Genomic DNA, 17914 nt, shown 5'->3' on the forward strand with positions numbered 1-17914 from the left:
GGGTGAATTATGGAGCAGTCTGTGGCGAATTTAGTCGATATGCGCGATGTCAGTTTTACGCGTGGCAATCGCTGCATCTTCGATAATATTTCCCTGACCGTGCCGCGAGGGAAGATCACGGCGATCATGGGGCCATCGGGCATCGGTAAAACGACGCTACTCCGTCTGATTGGCGGGCAAATCGCACCAGATCATGGTGAGATCCTTTTCGATGGTGAGAATATTCCGGCGATGTCTCGTTCGCGCCTGTATACAGTGCGCAAACGGATGAGCATGTTATTTCAGTCCGGGGCGTTGTTCACTGATATGAACGTATTTGACAACGTCGCCTATCCACTGCGCGAACATACCCAACTACCCGCGCCATTGTTGCATAGTACGGTGATGATGAAGCTGGAGGCCGTGGGGCTGCGTGGAGCGGCTAAACTAATGCCTTCTGAACTTTCCGGTGGGATGGCGCGGCGTGCAGCGCTGGCGCGTGCGATTGCGCTGGAGCCGGATCTCATCATGTTTGATGAACCTTTTGTTGGGCAAGATCCCATCACCATGGGCGTACTGGTGAAGCTGATTTCTGAGCTGAACAGCGCGCTGGGCGTGACTTGTGTGGTGGTTTCTCACGATGTGCCGGAAGTGTTAAGTATTGCGGATCACGCCTGGATCCTGGCGGACAAAAAAATTGTCGCTCATGGCAGTGCCCAGGCGTTGCAGGCGAATCCTGATCCGCGCGTACGTCAGTTTCTGGACGGGATAGCTGACGGGCCTGTTCCGTTCCGCTATCCTGCCGGCGATTATCACGCTGATCTTTTACCAGGGAGTTAAGCCACTCATGCTGTTAAATGCGCTGGCGTCGCTCGGACATAAAGGGATTAAAACCCTGAGAACGTTCGGGCGGGCCGGGTTAATGTTATTCAATGCGCTGGTCGGCAAACCGGAATTTCGCAAACATGCGCCGCTGCTGGTGCGCCAGCTCTATAATGTCGGCGTCCTGTCGATGCTGATTATTGTGGTTTCTGGCGTGTTCATCGGAATGGTGTTGGGGCTGCAAGGTTATCTGGTTCTGACCACTTATAGTGCGGAAACCAGTCTGGGTATGCTGGTGGCGTTATCGCTACTGCGTGAACTGGGGCCGGTGGTTGCCGCGTTGTTGTTTGCCGGGCGTGCTGGTTCGGCGCTAACCGCAGAAATCGGCCTGATGCGCGCTACAGAGCAACTCTCCAGTATGGAGATGATGGCGGTGGATCCGCTGCGTCGGGTTATTTCTCCCCGTTTCTGGGCTGGGGTTATTTCATTACCACTGTTGACGGTTATTTTCGTCGCCGTGGGGATCTGGGGCGGATCTCTGGTCGGCGTCAGTTGGAAAGGCATTGATAGCGGGTTCTTCTGGTCGGCAATGCAAAATGCCGTCGACTGGCGTATGGATCTGGTCAACTGTCTGATTAAGAGCGTGGTGTTCGCCATCACGGTGACGTGGATTTCGTTGTTTAACGGCTACGACGCCATCCCGACGTCTGCCGGGATTAGCCGGGCAACCACTCGCACCGTTGTCCACTCGTCTCTGGCTGTTCTGGGGCTGGATTTTGTGCTGACCGCATTGATGTTTGGGAATTGAGTTCATGCAAACGAAAAAAAATGAAATTTGGGTGGGTATCTTTTTATTAGCAGCACTGCTGGCGGCGCTGTTTGTTTGCCTGAAGGCGGCGAACGTGACGTCCATACGTACTGAACCGACCTACACGCTTTATGCGACGTTCGATAACATTGGCGGCCTGAAAGCGCGCTCTCCGGTCAGTATTGGTGGCGTTGTTGTGGGTCGGGTGGCGGATATTACGCTGGACCCGAAAACCTATCTGCCGCGCGTAACGCTGGAAATTGAACAACGTTATAACCACATTCCAGATACCAGTTCGCTGAGCATTCGTACTTCCGGCCTGCTGGGGGAACAATATCTGGCATTAAACGTCGGTTTTGAAGACCCGGAACTGGGGACTGCTATCCTGAAGGATGGCGATACAATTCAGGACACTAAGTCTGCGATGGTGCTGGAAGATCTCATTGGTCAGTTCCTTTACGGTAGTAAAGGCGATGACAATAAGAATAGTGGCGATGCGCCAGCTGCTGCGCCAGGTAATAATGAAACCACTGAACCTGTGGGTACAACGAAATAATTTCAGGAGAACCGACGCATGTTTAAACGTTTAATGATGGTCGCTTTGCTGGTGATTGCACCTCTGAGTGCGGCAACCGAGGCAGACCAGACCAATCCTTATAAGCTGATGGACGAGGCGGCGCAGAAAACGTTCGATCGCCTGAAGAATGAGCAACCGCAAATTCGGGCCAACCCGGATTATCTGCGTACCATTGTTGATCAGGAACTGCTGCCATACGTACAGGTGAAATACGCCGGTGCGCTGGTGCTGGGCCAGTATTACAAGAGTGCGACCCCTGCTCAACGTGAAGCCTACTTTGCCGCTTTCCGTGAGTACCTGAAGCAGGCTTACGGTCAGGCGCTGGCGATGTATCACGGTCAAACCTATCAGATTGCGCCAGAACAGCCGCTGGGCGATAAAACCATTGTGCCTATTCGCGTTACCATTATTGACCCGAATGGCCGTCCGCCGGTGCGTCTGGACTTCCAGTGGCGTAAAAACTCCCAGACGGGAAACTGGCAGGCTTACGACATGATTGCTGAAGGCGTCAGTATGATCACCACCAAACAAAACGAGTGGGGAACGCTGCTGCGTACCAAAGGTATCGACGGCCTGACTGCGCAACTGAAATCGATTTCTCAACAGAAAATCACTCTGGAAGAGAAAAAATAATGAGCGAGTCACTGAGCTGGATGCAGACGGGTGACACGCTGGCGTTATCCGGAGAGCTGGATCAGGACGTTCTGCTACCGCTTTGGGAAATGCGTGAGGAAGCGGTGAAGGGGATTACCTGCATCGATCTTAGCCGTGTGTCCCGCGTGGATACGGGTGGACTGGCACTGCTGCTCCATCTTATCGATCTGGCGAAAAAGCAGGGCAACAACGTGACGCTTCAGGGGGTAAACGACAAAGTGTATACCCTCGCGAAATTGTATAATTTGCCTGCTGATGTTCTGCCTCGTTAAATTTTTTCAGGCCGGATATGGCGTTAACCGCCTGTCCGGCAAACCTGCCTGCAAGTCGAGCCTTGTCTGATTTATCAGCGAGGCTTTTTGCTTATTTATGCCAGCGCAACTTTGCTCTAAGATGTTTCGCTGGTTTATTAACTGATGATTGAAGATCCCATGGAAAATAATGAAATTCAGAGCGTGTTGATGAACGCTCTCTCCCTCCAGGAAGTCCACGTTTCCGGCGATGGCAGCCACTTTCAGGTTATTGCCGTGGGTGAGTTGTTTGACGGCATGAGTCGGGTTAAAAAACAGCAGACGGTCTATGGCCCGCTGATGGAATATATTGCGGATAACCGCATTCATGCTGTGTCGATCAAAGCGTATACCCCTGCGGAGTGGGCGCGCGATCGCAAACTGAACGGCTTTTGAGCTATGGGCGATTCGCCGGTAGCGGATATGAATTGTTAACTGAGAACAAACTAAATGGATAAATTTCGTGTTCAGGGGCCAACGAAGCTCCAGGGCGAAGTCACAATTTCCGGCGCTAAAAATGCTGCTCTGCCTATCCTTTTTGCCGCTCTACTGGCGGAAGAACCGGTAGAGATCCAGAACGTCCCAAAACTGAAAGACGTCGATACATCAATGAAGCTGCTAAGCCAGCTGGGTGCGAAAGTAGAACGTAATGGTTCTGTGCATATTGATGCCCGCGACGTTAATGTATTCTGCGCACCTTACGATCTGGTTAAAACCATGCGTGCTTCTATCTGGGCACTGGGGCCGCTGGTAGCGCGCTTTGGTCAGGGGCAAGTTTCACTGCCTGGCGGTTGTACGATCGGTGCGCGTCCGGTTGATCTACACATTTCTGGCCTCGAACAATTAGGCGCGACCATCAAACTGGAAGAAGGTTACGTTAAAGCTTCCGTCGATGGTCGTCTGAAAGGCGCACATATCGTGATGGATAAAGTCAGCGTTGGCGCAACGGTGACCATCATGTGTGCTGCAACCCTGGCGGAAGGTACCACGATTATTGAAAACGCAGCGCGTGAACCGGAAATCGTCGATACCGCGAACTTCCTGATTACGCTGGGTGCGAAAATTAGCGGTCAGGGCACCGATCGTATCGTCATCGAAGGTGTGGAACGTTTAGGCGGCGGTGTCTATCGCGTGCTACCGGATCGTATCGAAACCGGTACTTTCCTGGTGGCGGCGGCGATTTCTCGCGGCAAAATTATCTGCCGTAACGCGCAGCCAGATACTCTCGACGCCGTGCTGGCGAAACTGCGTGACGCTGGAGCGGACATCGAAGTCGGCGAAGACTGGATTAGCCTGGATATGCATGGCAAACGTCCGAAGGCTGTTAACGTACGTACCGCGCCGCATCCGGCATTCCCGACCGATATGCAGGCCCAGTTCACGCTGTTGAACCTGGTGGCAGAAGGGACCGGATTCATCACCGAAACGGTCTTTGAAAACCGCTTTATGCATGTGCCGGAGCTTAGCCGTATGGGCGCGCATGCCGAAATCGAAAGCAATACCGTTATTTGTCACGGTGTTGAAAAACTTTCTGGCGCACAGGTTATGGCAACCGATCTGCGTGCATCAGCAAGCCTGGTGCTGGCTGGCTGTATTGCGGAAGGGACGACGGTGGTTGATCGTATTTATCACATCGATCGTGGCTACGAACGCATTGAAGACAAACTGCGCGCTTTAGGTGCAAATATTGAGCGTGTGAAAGGCGAGTAATCGTCTGAGAGCTGGCAGCCCCGTTCGCGGGGCTACCGCCAGACCACTCATTTTTTCGGTTTAGTGTAGCTACGCATCAACTGCGTTCTGTCGATAAACTCATGGGTCTGCGGATCATGGTAGCGTGATGGCCAGATAACCCAGGGGTCAGTTCCCAGGGCTTTCGCAATAATCATCTCTCCTTTCGGCCATGGGCGCGATAATGCGTTTGCCAGCGTTGAGGAACTCAAACCATTTCTGCGAGACTCCGCCGCCATTGACGTTCCCTTCTTGCGCAAACCCGCAATGATGTCAGCGGGATGCCAGTCAATGAAATTACTTTCCATCTTTCCTCACTCCTTAAGTTAGTCGCTTTCATTCAGAACACTTCTTCTGTCGGGCATCACTATACTCCTGATGGCCTATTGCTCTAAAAAGTTCCTGTAAAGAGTGTGAATATTCAGAATATATAAAGATTCATCGCCCTTTTTTTCAGGTGTTATAGCGCTGAATTAGTGTTTTTATGGAATTTACTGGAATCATCCGCGCACTGCGCGGGATGAAGGGAGGGGATTAACGATCGCGTTGAACAGCGATGTGCGCGAGGCCGATGAGTGCTTCTCGCCAAGGGGTGTCCGGGAGCACCTGTAATGCTGCGATGGCTTTGTCTGCTTCTTCCTCGGCACGCTGACGCGTCCATTCAAGAGATCCACAAGCGTTCATTGCTTCCAGAACCGGTTCCAGAAGATGGCGACCGTTACCCTGTTCGATGGCGGTACGGATCATCTGTGCCTGTTCTGGTGTGCCATGATGCATCGCATGCAGCAGCGGCAGCGTCGGTTTACCTTCGTTCAGATCGTCGCCGACATTTTTACCTAACTGTTCGCCATCGGCATTGTAATCGAGTAAATCGTCGATCAACTGGAAAGCAGTGCCGAGATAGCGCCCATAATCCTGCAGGCCTTTCTCCTCCTCCGGCGTACAGCCAGCCAGAATCCCGGAACACTGCGCGGCAGCCTCAAACAGACGCGCGGTTTTGCTATAGATAACGCGCATGTAGTTTTCTTCAGTGATGTCCGGATCGTTAACGTTCATCAGTTGCAGAACTTCACCTTCTGCGATGACGTTTACAGCTTCTGACATGACTTCCAGCACTTTGAGTGAACCGAGGCTGGTCATCATCTGGAACGCGCGGGTATAAATAAAATCGCCTACCAGCACGCTGGCGGCATTGCCAAATGCGGCGTTGGCGGTAGCTTTACCCCTGCGCATATCTGATTCATCCACAACGTCGTCGTGTAGCAGAGTCGCCGTGTGGATAAACTCGATCAGGGCAGCAATGGTGACATGCGCATTTCCCTCATAGCCAACAGCTCGTGCAGCCAGTACAGCAATCATCGGACGAATACGTTTACCGCCGCCGCTGACGATGTAATAGCCTAACTGATTGATCAGTTGGACGTCGGAATTAAGCTGCTCAAGGATTGCCGCATTAACACCCGCCATATCTTGCGCGGTTAACTCATTGATTTTTTCTAAATTCATCGCAAAAGCCGGGCTTTTCGCCCCGATTACCTTACTGTGAACAAAGGCAACTTAGGGTTTATGGTTAGGAATATAGGGTGATTGTACTGAAAAAATGGCACAGATAAACGTTACCGTACAAGTTGTGTTTTTTTTCTTCGTGTATTGACTGTAGCACTTGTCAAAGGCGTGCGTTTTGCGTAATATTCGCGCCCTATTGTGAATATTTATAGCGCACTCTGAATCATTGAAAAGGTGTGCGCGGAAGCGGAGTTTTATATGTACGCGGTTTTCCAAAGTGGTGGTAAACAACACCGAGTAAGCGAAGGTCAGACCGTTCGCCTGGAAAAGCTGGACATCGCAACTGGCGAAACTGTTGAGTTCGCTGAAGTGCTGATGATCGCAAACGGTGAAGAAGTCAAAATCGGCGTTCCTTTCGTTGATGGCGGCGTAATCAAAGCTGAAGTTGTTGCTCACGGTCGTGGCGAGAAAGTTAAAATCGTTAAGTTTCGTCGTCGTAAACACTATCGTAAGCAGCAGGGCCATCGTCAGTGGTTCACTGATGTGAAAATTACTGGCATCAGCGCCTAAGACCTGAGGAGAGATTTCAAATGGCACATAAAAAGGCTGGCGGCTCCACACGTAACGGTCGCGATTCAGAAGCTAAACGCCTGGGCGTTAAGCGTTTCGGTGGCGAATCCGTTCTGGCGGGTAGCATCATCGTTCGTCAACGTGGTACCAAATTCCACGCTGGCGCTAACGTAGGTTGCGGTCGTGACCACACTCTGTTTGCTAAAGCAGACGGTAAAGTGAAATTCGAAGTTAAAGGCCCGAAAAACCGTAAATTTATCAGCATCGAAGCTGAATAAGTTTTTCGCGTCCCGGTAACGGATGAAAGCCCCGCAACACGTTGCGGGGCTTTTTACATTCGATAACCGGTAAAAATGCGCATGGTGCGACGTTAATCCGCAAATGCGCTTTGCAGGGAATACGGTATGAAGCAGCAGGCAGGCATTGGCATTCTTTTGGCGCTCACCACAGCAATTTGCTGGGGGGCGTTGCCAATCGCAATGAAGCAGGTGCTGGAGGTGATGGAACCTCCGACAATCGTGTTTTACCGTTTCTTGATGGCGAGTATTGGCCTTGGTGCCATTCTTGCGGTGAAGAAGAGGTTGCCGCCATTACGCGTGTTTCGTAAGCCACGCTGGTTGATTTTGTTGGCAGTGGCGACCGCCGGGCTGTTTGGGAACTTCATCCTGTTCAGCTCATCCTTGCAATACCTGAGTCCGACCGCTTCGCAGGTGATTGGGCAACTCTCGCCAGTTGGCATGATGGTTGCCAGCGTATTTATCCTGAAAGAGAAAATGCGCAGCACTCAGGTTGTAGGGGCATTGATGCTCCTGAGCGGCCTGGTGATGTTTTTTAACACCAGTCTGGTCGAGATATTTACAAAGCTCACCGATTACACCTGGGGAGTTATCTTTGGGGTCGGTGCGGCGACGGTTTGGGTGAGTTATGGCGTGGCGCAAAAGGTTTTATTGCGTCGGCTGGCCTCACCGCAGATCCTGTTTTTACTGTACACTTTATGTACAATTGCGCTCTTCCCTCTGGCAAAGCCTGGAGTGATAGCGCAGCTTAGCCACTGGCAGCTCGCATGTTTAATTTTTTGCGGACTGAATACATTGGTAGGATATGGCGCCCTGGCGGAAGCGATGGCTCGCTGGCAGGCAGCGCAGGTGAGCGCGATCATCACGCTCACCCCACTGTTTACGCTGTTTTTTTCAGATCTTTTATCACTGGCCTGGCCCGATTTCTTCGCCAGACCGATGTTAAACCTTTTAGGTTATCTCGGTGCGTTTGTCGTGGTTGCGGGCGCGATGTATTCCGCCATTGGTCATCGTATTTGGGGCGGATTACGTAAGCATACAACGGTGGTATCGCAACCCCGCGCAGGCGAATGATTTATGGAGAATAAAATGAAGTTTGTTGATGAAGCATCGATTCTGGTCGTTGCAGGTGATGGCGGTAATGGTTGCGTGAGCTTCCGCCGCGAAAAGTATATTCCGAAAGGCGGCCCGGATGGCGGCGACGGTGGTGATGGTGGTGACGTATGGATGGAAGCCGACGAAAACCTGAACACGCTTATCGATTATCGTTTTGAAAAATCTTTCCGTGCAGAGCGCGGTCAGAACGGCGCAAGCCGCGATTGTACCGGTAAGCGCGGTAAAGACGTGACGATTAAAGTGCCGGTAGGTACGCGTGTAATCGACCAGGGTACTGGTGAAACCATGGGCGATATGACTAAACACGGTCAGCGTCTGCTGGTTGCTAAGGGCGGCTGGCACGGTCTGGGCAATACCCGTTTCAAATCGTCCGTTAACCGTACACCACGGCAGAAAACCAACGGTACGCCGGGTGATAAGCGTGAGCTGCTGCTGGAGCTGATGCTGCTGGCTGACGTCGGTATGTTGGGGATGCCAAACGCGGGTAAATCGACCTTTATTCGCGCGGTATCGGCGGCTAAACCGAAAGTGGCGGATTATCCGTTTACCACTCTGGTGCCAAGTCTGGGTGTGGTACGAATGGACAACGAAAAGAGCTTCGTTGTTGCCGATATTCCAGGACTGATTGAAGGCGCTGCGGAAGGCGCAGGTCTGGGTATCCGCTTCCTGAAGCACCTGGAACGTTGCCGCGTCCTGTTGCACCTCATCGATATCGATCCGATTGACGGCACCGATCCGGTTGAAAACGCGCGTATTATTATCAGCGAGCTGGAAAAATACAGCCAGGATCTGGCGGCGAAACCGCGTTGGTTAGTGTTCAATAAGATCGATCTGCTGGATAAGGCAGAAGCTGAAGAGAAAGCGAAAGCGATTGCTGAAGCGCTGGGCTGGGAAGATAAATATTATCTGATCTCTGCGGCGAGCGGACTGGGCGTGAAAGATCTCTGCTGGGATGTGATGACCTTTATCCTTGAAAACCCGGTCGTGCAGGCTGAAGAAGCGAAACAGCCAGAGAAAGTCGAATTCATGTGGGACGATTATCATCGCCAGCAGCTTGAAGAGATTGCTGAAGAGGATGATGAAGACTGGGATGACGACTGGGACGAAGACGACGAAGAAGGCGTTGAGTTCATTTACAAGCGTTAATCACTGATGATAAACGCCAAATCAGCCTGATGCGCTACGCTTATCAGGCCTACAAGAGAATTGCAATATGTTGAATTTGCACGATTTTGTAGGCCGGATAAGGCGTTTACGCCGCATCCGGCATAAACAAAGCGCACTTTGTCAATAATCTGAAGCCCCGGCCATGTGCCGGGGTTTCTTTTTGACTAATTGTTCTGATAAATATCTTTATACAAACGGCTTTCAAAACGCACTAACGGAATACGGCGATTACGCTGATCCGCAGGTTCTACTGCATAGCCAGAAAGATATTGCACAAACGCCATTCGTTGCCCGCTCGCTGTGGTAATGAATCCCGCCAGGTTATATACCCCCTGCAACGAACCGGTTTTCGCTGAGACTTTTCCATCCACGCCCGCCTGATGCAGACCTGCACGGTACTGCAAAGAGCCGTCATAGCCCGCCAGCGGCAGCATGGAGATAAAGTTAAGTTCATTGTCGTGTTGGGCAATGTATTGCAGCACCTGCATCATGGTGGCGGGGGCAATCAGGTTATGCCGCGAAAGCCCTGAACCATCGGCAATAATGGTGTTTCCAATATCGACACCGGCTTGCTGGCGCAGGATCTGACGCACAGCGTCCGACCCGGCCCGCCATGTACCAGGTACATTGAAGCGCGCATGGCCTATCATGCGGAAAACCGTATCGGCGATCATGTTATCCGACTTTTTCAGCATAATCTTAAGCAGATCGTGCAGCGGGGCCGACTGTTTACTGGCAACTACCGTTCCAGGTTCGTTAACCTGAGTCTGGCGCAGCAGTGTTCCGCTCCAGGTGATACCCGCCTGTTTTAACTCATCTTTCAGAATTGCACCGGCATAACTGGCTCCATCCTGCACGGCAAAAGCCAACGGGAGCGGCTCAGAACGTTGTGGCAGGCATCCCGTCAGCGTAAAGCGGTTCAGGTCGCCTGGTACGACATCCAGTTCGCAGTATTGCGCTTCGGCAGAACCACGGGGGAGGGTGCGTACCTGGCTGAACATCGTAACGGGGTAATAAGATGCCACGCGTATAAAGGCCATATCACCGGGTTTTTGGGCACTGTAGAGCGAGACGGAGAAACAGTTGCGGTCAACTATGGCGGCGGCAGGCGGAGCGCTAAAGCATTGTGTCATGTCATTCCATGGCCAGCCGGGGGCTTTATCGTGGCTGGCGAAAATGGAGGTATCTATCAACACATTGCCATCGATTTGGTTGACGCCAGATTTTTTCAAAGTCGCGACCATATTGCGAATATCCTGACGTTTTAACGTCGGATCGGCACCAAATCGCGCCACTAAGTCACCCTTAAGTACGCCGTTTTCCACATTGCCTTTGGTTTCAAGCGTCGTGGTAAAACGAAAATCGGGGCCGAGTTGAATCAACGCCGCCAGCGCAGTAATCACTTTCTGGGTACTGGCAGGCAGCGCCATCTGCTGACTGTGGTAATCAATAGCGGGGGCCGACGCGCCGACTTTTTGCACCATCAGGGCAAGGTTGGCACCAGCGGGGAGTTGAGTAATGTACTCATCAACATTTGCGGCCTGAACACTGAACGCTATACAGCTGGTCAATCCGATGATAAATCTGGAAAATCGCATAATCTCGCGCTAACAACCTGGAATCGAGCCGTCATACTACGGCGCAACGCCCTATAAAGTAAACGATGACCCTTCGGGAACTTCAGGGTAAAATGACTATCAAAATGTGAATTGTAGCTGACCTGGGACTTGTACCTGGGTCGGTATTTTTTTGCTTCTGGTCCCGGTGAGGAGTTATGCCGGGCAGGCCGAACAGCCGGGGTGGGTGAAGACTTGCCCCATCAGGAATATTCAAGAGGTATAACAAATGCAAGCTATTCCGATGACCTTACGCGGCGCTGAAAAATTACGCGAAGAGCTGGATTTTCTGAAATCTGTGCGCCGTCCTGAAATCATTGCTGCTATCGCGGAAGCGCGTGAGCATGGCGACCTGAAAGAAAACGCCGAATACCACGCAGCTCGTGAACAGCAGGGCTTCTGCGAAGGCCGTATCAAAGACATCGAAGCCAAGCTGTCAAACGCGCAGGTGATTGATGTCACCAAAATGCCTAACAATGGGCGCGTTATTTTTGGTGCTACCGTAACGGTGCTGAATCTGGATTCTGACGAAGAACAGACTTATCGCATCGTTGGCGATGACGAAGCTGACTTTAAACAAAACCTGATTTCTGTAAACTCGCCTATTGCTCGTGGCCTGATCGGCAAAGAAGAAGATGATGTTGTGGTCATCAAAACGCCGGGCGGCGAAGTAGAATTTGAAGTAATTAAGGTGGAATACCTGTAAGAATTACCCAATACTCAAGATGTTGATGTATTGTAAAGAAAGGAAAAAGGCCGCTATGCGGCCTTTTATCAACGAACAGAGCGTGGCATTTTGCTCTCCTGCCTGCGGAAAACCCCTCGTTTTACACAGCAAATGTGTGTAACTTTAGGATAATCTTAGCGTGGCAGCGAGATTTTACGTTCTTTAGTTGGGCGATAAAGCACCAGCGTTTTACCGATGACCTGTACATTACAGGCGCCGGTTTCGCGCACGATAGCTTCCACGATCAAGGTTTTTGTTTCGCGATCTTCGGTGGCGATTTTCACCTTGATGAGTTCATGGTGCTCTAACGCTTGTTCAATCTCGGCCAGCACCCCTTCGGTCAAACCATTACTGCCAAGCAGAACAACTGGCTTGAGCGGATGTGCCAGACCTTTCAGGTGCTGTTTTTGTTTAGTACTCAGATTCATCGTATTTTTTGCTTACGTTGGGATTGAAAATGGGTCATTCTACCGCCATCTCCCATATATCACCAAATAGGCGCGTAAAAATTTACGCAATTGGTTACGATGAGTTATCCCCATGGGAAAGTTAAATGACAGGTAAGAAGCGTTCTGCCAGCTCCAGCCGCTGGCTTCAGGAACACTTTAGCGATAAATATGTTCAACAGGCACAGAAAAAGGGGTTACGTTCCCGTGCCTGGTTTAAACTTGATGAAATACAGCAAAGTGACAAACTCTTTAAACCGGGAATGACGGTTGTCGACCTTGGTGCTGCTCCGGGTGGTTGGTCACAATATGTGGTCACCCAAATTGGCGGCAAAGGCCGCATCATCGCTTGCGATCTTTTACCTATGGATCCTATCGTTGGTGTGGACTTTCTTCAGGGCGATTTTCGTGATGAACTGGTGATGAAAGCACTGCTGGAGCGCGTTGGCGACAGCAAAGTCCAGGTTGTCATGTCCGATATGGCACCAAACATGAGCGGAACACCGGCGGTGGATATCCCCCGTGCCATGTATCTGGTGGAACTGGCGCTAGAAATGTGTCGTGATGTATTAGCGCCAGGTGGCAGTTTTGTAGTGAAGGTGTTCCAGGGCGAAGGTTTCGATGAGTATCTAAGGGAAATTCGCTCCCTGTTTACGAAGGTCAAAGTTCGTAAGCCGGACTCTTCTCGTGCACGTTCGCGGGAAGTGTATATTGTAGCGACCGGGCGTAAACCCTAACCGGGAGATTTCAGACGAAAGTTTGAAAGATGCTGGATATAGAGTATCCTGACGCTGTTTTTAACACAGTTGTAATAAGAGGTTAATCCCTTGAGTGACATGGCGAAAAACCTAATACTCTGGCTGGTCATTGCCGTTGTGCTGATGTCAGTATTCCAGAGCTTTGGGCCCAGCGAGTCTAATGGCCGTAAGGTGGATTACTCTACCTTCCTACAAGAGGTCAATAACGACCAGGTTCGTGAAGCGCGTATCAACGGACGTGAAATCAACGTTACCAAGAAAGATAGTAACCGTTATACCACTTACATTCCGGTTCAGGATCCGAAATTACTGGATAACCTGTTGACCAAGAACGTCAAGGTTGTCGGTGAACCGCCTGAAGAACCAAGCCTGCTGGCTTCTATCTTCATCTCCTGGTTCCCGATGCTGTTGCTGATTGGTGTGTGGATCTTCTTCATGCGTCAAATGCAGGGCGGCGGTGGCAAAGGTGCCATGTCGTTTGGTAAGAGCAAAGCGCGCATGCTGACGGAAGATCAGATCAAAACGACCTTTGCTGACGTTGCGGGCTGCGACGAAGCAAAAGAAGAAGTTGCTGAACTGGTTGAATATCTGCGCGAGCCGAGCCGCTTCCAGAAACTCGGCGGTAAGATCCCGAAAGGCGTCCTGATGGTCGGTCCTCCGGGTACCGGTAAAACGCTGCTGGCGAAAGCGATTGCAGGCGAAGCGAAAGTTCCGTTCTTTACTATCTCCGGTTCTGACTTCGTAGAAATGTTCGTCGGTGTGGGTGCATCCCGTGTTCGTGACATGTTCGAACAGGCGAAGAAAGCGGCACCGTGCATCATCTTTATCGATGAAATCGACGCCGTAGGCCGCCAGCGTGGCGCTGGTCTGGGCGGTGGTCACGATGAACGTGAACAGACTCTGAACCAGATGCTGGTTGAGATGGATGGCTTCGAAGGTAACGAAGGTATCATCGTTATCGCCGCGACTAACCGTCCGGACGTTCTTGACCCGGCCCTGCTGCGTCCTGGCCGTTTCGACCGTCAGGTTGTGGTTGGCTTGCCAGATGTTCGCGGTCGTGAGCAGATCCTGAAAGTTCACATGCGTCGCGTACCATTGGCACCCGATATCGACGCGGCAATCATTGCCCGTGGTACTCCTGGTTTCTCCGGTGCTGACCTGGCGAACCTGGTAAACGAAGCGGCACTGTTCGCTGCTCGTGGCAACAAACGCGTTGTGTCGATGGTTGAGTTCGAGAAAGCGAAAGATAAAATCATGATGGGTGCGGAACGTCGCTCCATGGTGATGACGGAAGCGCAGAAAGAATCGACGGCTTACCACGAAGCGGGTCATGCGATTATCGGTCGCCTGGTGCCGGAACACGATCCGGTGCACAAAGTGACGATTATCCCACGCGGTCGTGCGCTGGGTGTGACTTTCTTCTTGCCTGAGGGCGACGCAATCAGCGCCAGCCGTCAGAAACTGGAAAGCCAGATTTCTACGCTGTACGGTGGTCGTCTGGCAGAAGAGATCATCTACGGGCCGGAACATGTTTCTACCGGTGCGTCCAACGATATTAAAGTTGCGACCAACCTGGCGCGTAACATGGTGACTCAGTGGGGCTTCTCTGAGAAATTGGGTCCACTGCTGTACGCGGAAGAAGAAGGTGAAGTGTTCCTCGGCCGTAGCGTAGCGAAAGCGAAACATATGTCCGATGAAACTGCACGTATCATCGACCAGGAAGTGAAAGCACTGATTGAGCGTAACTATAATCGTGCGCGTCAGCTTCTGACCGACAATATGGATATTCTGCATGCGATGAAAGATGCTCTCATGAAATATGAGACTATCGACGCACCGCAGATTGATGACCTGATGGCACGTCGCGATGTACGTCCGCCAGCGGGCTGGGAAGAACCAGGCGCTTCTAACAATTCTGGCGACAATGGTAGTCCAAAGGCTCCTCGTCCGGTTGATGAACCGCGTACGCCGAACCCGGGTAACACCATGTCAGAGCAGTTAGGCGACAAGTAAGTTCCCGCATCAGATGACTGTATTTGTACCGAAAACCCCGGGGCGTGCTCCGGGGTTTTTTCTTATCAATTCATACCAGGGATAACACCATGAAACTCTTTGCCCAGGGCACTTCACTGGACCTTAGCCATCCTCACGTAATGGGGATCCTCAACGTCACGCCTGATTCCTTTTCGGATGGTGGCACGCATAACTCGCTGATAGATGCGGTGAAACATGCGAATCTGATGATCAACGCTGGCGCGACGATCATTGACGTTGGTGGCGAGTCCACGCGCCCAGGGGCGGCGGAAGTTAGCGTTGAAGAAGAGTTGCAACGTGTTATTCCTGTGGTTGAGGCAATTGCTCAACGCTTCGAAGTCTGGATCTCGGTAGATACATCCAAACCAGAAGTCATCCGTGAGTCAGCGAAAGTTGGCGCTCACATTATTAACGATATCCGCTCCCTTTCCGAACCTGGCGCTCTGGAGGCGGCTGCAGAAACCGGTTTACCGGTTTGTCTGATGCATATGCAGGGAAATCCAAAAACCATGCAGGAAGCTCCGAAGTATGACGATGTCTTTGCAGAAGTGAATCGCTACTTTATTGAGCAAATAGCACGTTGCGAGCAGGCGGGTATCGCAAAAGAGAAATTGTTGCTCGACCCCGGATTCGGTTTCGGTAAAAATCTCTCCCATAACTATTCATTACTGGCGCGCCTGGCTGAATTTCACCATTTCAACCTGCCGCTGTTGGTAGGTATGTCACGAAAATCGATGATTGGGCAGCTGCTGAACGTGGGGCCGTCCGAGCGCCTGAGCGGTAGTCTGGCCTGTGCGGTCATTGCCGCAATGCAAGGCGCGCACATTATTCGTGTTCATGACGTCAAAGAAACCGTAGAAGCGATGCGGGTGGTGGAAGCCACTCTGTCTGCAAAGGAAAACAAACGCTATGAGTAATCGTAAATATTTCGGTACCGATGGGATTCGTGGTCGTGTAGGGGATGCGCCGATCACACCTGATTTTGTGCTTAAGCTGGGTTGGGCCGCGGGTAAAGTGCTGGCGCGCCACGGCTCCCGTAAGATCATTATTGGTAAAGACACGCGTATTTCTGGCTATATGCTGGAGTCAGCACTGGAAGCGGGTCTGGCGGCAGCGGGCCTTTCCGCACTCTTCACTGGCCCGATGCCAACACCGGCCGTGGCTTATCTGACGCGTACCTTCCGCGCAGAGGCCGGAATTGTGATATCTGCATCGCATAACCCGTTCTACGATAATGGCATTAAATTTTTCTCTATCGACGGCACCAAACTACCGGATGCGGTAGAAGAGGCCATCGAAGCGGAAATGGAAAAAGAGATCAGCTGTGTTGATTCGGCAGAACTGGGTAAAGCCAGCCGTATCGTTGATGCTGCGGGTCGCTATATCGAGTTTTGCAAAGCCACGTTCCCGAACGAACTTAGCCTCAGCGAACTGAAGATTGTGGTGGATTGCGCAAACGGTGCGACTTATCACATCGCGCCGAACGTGCTGCGTGAACTGGGGGCGAACGTTATCGCTATCGGTTGTGAGCCGAACGGTGTAAACATCAATGCCGAAGTGGGGGCTACCGACGTTCGCGCGCTCCAGGCTCGTGTGCTGGCTGAAAAAGCGGATCTCGGTATTGCCTTCGACGGCGACGGCGATCGCGTGATTATGGTTGACCATGAAGGCAATAAAGTCGATGGTGATCAGATCATGTATATCATCGCGCGTGAAGGTCTTCGTCAGGGCCAGCTGCGTGGTGGTGCTGTGGGTACATTGATGAGTAACATGGGGCTTGAGCTGGCGTTGAAACAGTTAGGAATTCCATTTGCGCGCGCGAAAGTGGGTGACCGCTACGTACTGGAAAAAATGCAGGAGAAAGGCTGGCGTATCGGTGCAGAGAATTCCGGTCATGTGATCCTGCTGGATAAAACCACTACCGGTGACGGCATCGTTGCTGGCTTGCAGGTGCTGGCGGCGATGGCACGTAACCATATGAGCCTGCACGACCTTTGCAGCGGCATGAAAATGTTCCCGCAGATTCTGGTTAACGTGCGTTACACCGCAGGTAGCGGCGATCCGCTTGAGCATGAGTCAGTTAAAGCTGTGACCGCCGAAGTTGAAGCGGCGCTGGGTAGCCGTGGACGTGTGCTGTTGCGTAAATCCGGCACCGAACCGTTAATTCGCGTGATGGTAGAAGGTGAAGACGAAGCGCAGGTAACTGAATTTGCACACCGTATCGCCGATGCAGTAAAAGCCGTTTAAAACGGTAAATAACTGGCTAAAAAGGCGGCGATTGTCGCCTTTTTTCTCAGCGAACACATCGGTTTTGCTGTTTTTTTCCGCAGTTGATACAATGCGATAAAATTGCCCTTGCGAAGGTCATTCGCTTTGGTTAGTATTCACACCCACTTCAGTGGGAAAGATTAAAAACTCCCGCTTTATTGGTTGAAGCATTGGTACGCGGCAACTCCGCAAGGAACAGGTTGATTATGTACGAAGCTCTTTTGGTAGTTTTCCTTATTGTGGCAATTGGCCTTGTTGGTCTGATCATGCTGCAGCAAGGTAAAGGCGCTGATATGGGAGCCTCCTTCGGAGCAGGCGCTTCCGCTACGCTGTTTGGTTCAAGTGGTTCTGGTAACTTCATGACCCGCATGACGGCGCTGCTGGCAACGTTATTCTTCATCATCAGTCTGGTGCTGGGTAACATCAATAGCAACAAAACCAATAAAGGTAGCGAATGGGAAAATCTGAGTGCACCGGCGAAAACCGAACAAACTCAGCCAGCTGCTCCGGCTAAGCCGACCAGCGATATCCCGAACTAAAAAGTAGTATCCG

At 51.7% G+C, this 17914-nt stretch carries 21 protein-coding genes; 17 read left to right on the forward strand and 4 right to left on the reverse strand.

All coding sequences use genetic code 11. From position 1 onward, the window contains the following. Window positions 1-9: 9 nt before the first annotated feature. The 7 genes from mlaF (at window position 10) to murA (ending at window position 4840) form a co-directional block, all read left to right on the forward strand. Entirely contained in the window at window positions 10-819 is an 810-nt protein-coding gene (mlaF, locus tag C1P89_RS22600) for a phospholipid ABC transporter ATP-binding protein MlaF (protein WP_000438245.1), read from the forward strand. Between the two features lie 7 nt (window positions 820-826). Further along, window positions 827-1609, forward strand: coding sequence for a lipid asymmetry maintenance ABC transporter permease subunit MlaE (gene mlaE / locus C1P89_RS22605; RefSeq protein WP_000925795.1), 783 nt, complete (start codon window positions 827-829; stop codon window positions 1607-1609). 4 nt (window positions 1610-1613) lie between these two features. Then, a complete protein-coding gene (gene mlaD, locus C1P89_RS22610; protein WP_001296448.1) occupies window positions 1614-2165 on the forward strand; it encodes an outer membrane lipid asymmetry maintenance protein MlaD in 552 nt (183 codons plus the stop codon). An 18-nt stretch (window positions 2166-2183) separates the two neighbouring features. Further along, complete coding sequence (gene mlaC, locus C1P89_RS22615; RefSeq protein ID WP_000476491.1) at window positions 2184-2819, forward strand: phospholipid-binding protein MlaC; 636 nt, start codon at window positions 2184-2186, stop codon at window positions 2817-2819. Next, window positions 2819-3112, forward strand: coding sequence for a lipid asymmetry maintenance protein MlaB (mlaB, locus tag C1P89_RS22620; RefSeq protein WP_000004488.1), 294 nt, complete (start codon window positions 2819-2821; stop codon window positions 3110-3112). Before mlaC ends, mlaB begins: the two co-directional genes overlap by 1 nt. A gap of 159 nt (window positions 3113-3271) precedes the next feature. Next, a complete protein-coding gene (gene ibaG / locus C1P89_RS22625; RefSeq protein WP_000429656.1) occupies window positions 3272-3526 on the forward strand; it encodes a BolA family iron metabolism protein IbaG in 255 nt (84 codons plus the stop codon). A gap of 54 nt (window positions 3527-3580) precedes the next feature. After that, complete coding sequence (gene murA / locus C1P89_RS22630) at window positions 3581-4840, forward strand: UDP-N-acetylglucosamine 1-carboxyvinyltransferase (protein ID WP_000357259.1); 1260 nt, start codon at window positions 3581-3583, stop codon at window positions 4838-4840. 47 nt (window positions 4841-4887) lie between these two features. On the opposite strand, the gene sfsB is transcribed toward murA, so the two are convergent. Both sfsB and ispB read right to left on the reverse strand, forming a co-directional pair. Then, complete coding sequence (sfsB, locus tag C1P89_RS22635; protein ID WP_000445413.1) at window positions 4888-5166, reverse strand: DNA-binding transcriptional regulator SfsB; 279 nt, start codon at window positions 5164-5166, stop codon at window positions 4888-4890. A 226-nt stretch (window positions 5167-5392) separates the two neighbouring features. After that, window positions 5393-6364, reverse strand: a complete 972-nt coding sequence (gene ispB / locus C1P89_RS22640) for an octaprenyl diphosphate synthase (RefSeq protein WP_001047336.1) — start codon at window positions 6362-6364, stop codon at window positions 5393-5395. A 258-nt stretch (window positions 6365-6622) separates the two neighbouring features. On the opposite strand from ispB, the gene rplU reads away from it, so the two are divergent. The 4 genes from rplU to cgtA all read left to right on the forward strand — a co-directional run bounded on the left by rplU (window position 6623) and on the right by cgtA (window position 9492). Further along, window positions 6623-6934, forward strand: a complete 312-nt coding sequence (rplU, locus tag C1P89_RS22645; protein ID WP_000271401.1) for a 50S ribosomal protein L21 — start codon at window positions 6623-6625, stop codon at window positions 6932-6934. A 20-nt stretch (window positions 6935-6954) separates the two neighbouring features. Then, window positions 6955-7212, forward strand: coding sequence for a 50S ribosomal protein L27 (gene rpmA, locus C1P89_RS22650; protein ID WP_000940595.1), 258 nt, complete (start codon window positions 6955-6957; stop codon window positions 7210-7212). A gap of 126 nt (window positions 7213-7338) precedes the next feature. Further along, complete coding sequence (locus tag C1P89_RS22655) at window positions 7339-8304, forward strand: DMT family transporter (protein ID WP_000813037.1); 966 nt, start codon at window positions 7339-7341, stop codon at window positions 8302-8304. A gap of 15 nt (window positions 8305-8319) precedes the next feature. After that, window positions 8320-9492 (forward strand): Obg family GTPase CgtA, encoded by a 1173-nt coding sequence (gene cgtA, locus C1P89_RS22660; protein ID WP_000673565.1) that lies wholly within the window; start codon window positions 8320-8322, stop codon window positions 9490-9492. Window positions 9493-9677: 185 nt separating this feature from the next. Here the strand turns inward: cgtA and dacB are convergent, their stop codons facing one another. After that, the gene (gene dacB / locus C1P89_RS22665) at window positions 9678-11111 is read right to left on the reverse strand and encodes a serine-type D-Ala-D-Ala carboxypeptidase (protein WP_001212623.1); all 1434 of its coding nucleotides are present in this window, start codon (window positions 11109-11111) and stop codon (window positions 9678-9680) included. Between the two features lie 247 nt (window positions 11112-11358). Here dacB and greA point away from each other — a divergent pair, with 247 nt between their 5' ends. Further along, window positions 11359-11835 carry a transcription elongation factor GreA gene (gene greA / locus C1P89_RS22670; protein WP_001148001.1) on the forward strand — a complete coding sequence of 159 codons (477 nt, stop codon included), beginning with the start codon at window positions 11359-11361 and terminating at the stop codon, window positions 11833-11835. Between the two features lie 155 nt (window positions 11836-11990). Here the strand turns inward: greA and yhbY are convergent, their stop codons facing one another. Then, window positions 11991-12284, reverse strand: a complete 294-nt coding sequence (gene yhbY / locus C1P89_RS22675) for a ribosome assembly RNA-binding protein YhbY (RefSeq protein WP_001054420.1) — start codon at window positions 12282-12284, stop codon at window positions 11991-11993. Between the two features lie 125 nt (window positions 12285-12409). On the opposite strand from yhbY, the gene rlmE reads away from it, so the two are divergent. The 5 genes from rlmE to secG all read left to right on the forward strand — a co-directional run bounded on the left by rlmE (window position 12410) and on the right by secG (window position 17901). Then, entirely contained in the window at window positions 12410-13039 is a 630-nt protein-coding gene (gene rlmE, locus C1P89_RS22680; RefSeq protein WP_000145975.1) for a 23S rRNA (uridine(2552)-2'-O)-methyltransferase RlmE, read from the forward strand. A gap of 99 nt (window positions 13040-13138) precedes the next feature. Further along, window positions 13139-15073 carry an ATP-dependent zinc metalloprotease FtsH gene (gene ftsH / locus C1P89_RS22685; protein WP_001107467.1) on the forward strand — a complete coding sequence of 645 codons (1935 nt, stop codon included), beginning with the start codon at window positions 13139-13141 and terminating at the stop codon, window positions 15071-15073. 89 nt (window positions 15074-15162) lie between these two features. Then, entirely contained in the window at window positions 15163-16011 is an 849-nt protein-coding gene (folP, locus tag C1P89_RS22690) for a dihydropteroate synthase (protein ID WP_000764731.1), read from the forward strand. Continuing rightward, entirely contained in the window at window positions 16004-17341 is a 1338-nt protein-coding gene (gene glmM / locus C1P89_RS22695; protein ID WP_000071137.1) for a phosphoglucosamine mutase, read from the forward strand. Before folP ends, glmM begins: the two co-directional genes overlap by 8 nt. 227 nt (window positions 17342-17568) lie before the next feature. Then, complete coding sequence (secG, locus tag C1P89_RS22700) at window positions 17569-17901, forward strand: preprotein translocase subunit SecG (RefSeq protein ID WP_001295556.1); 333 nt, start codon at window positions 17569-17571, stop codon at window positions 17899-17901. Window positions 17902-17914: the final 13 nt, after the last annotated feature.

The sequence above is a fragment of the Shigella sonnei genome (genome assembly GCF_002950395.1).
GTDB lineage: Bacteria > Pseudomonadota > Gammaproteobacteria > Enterobacterales > Enterobacteriaceae > ECMA0423.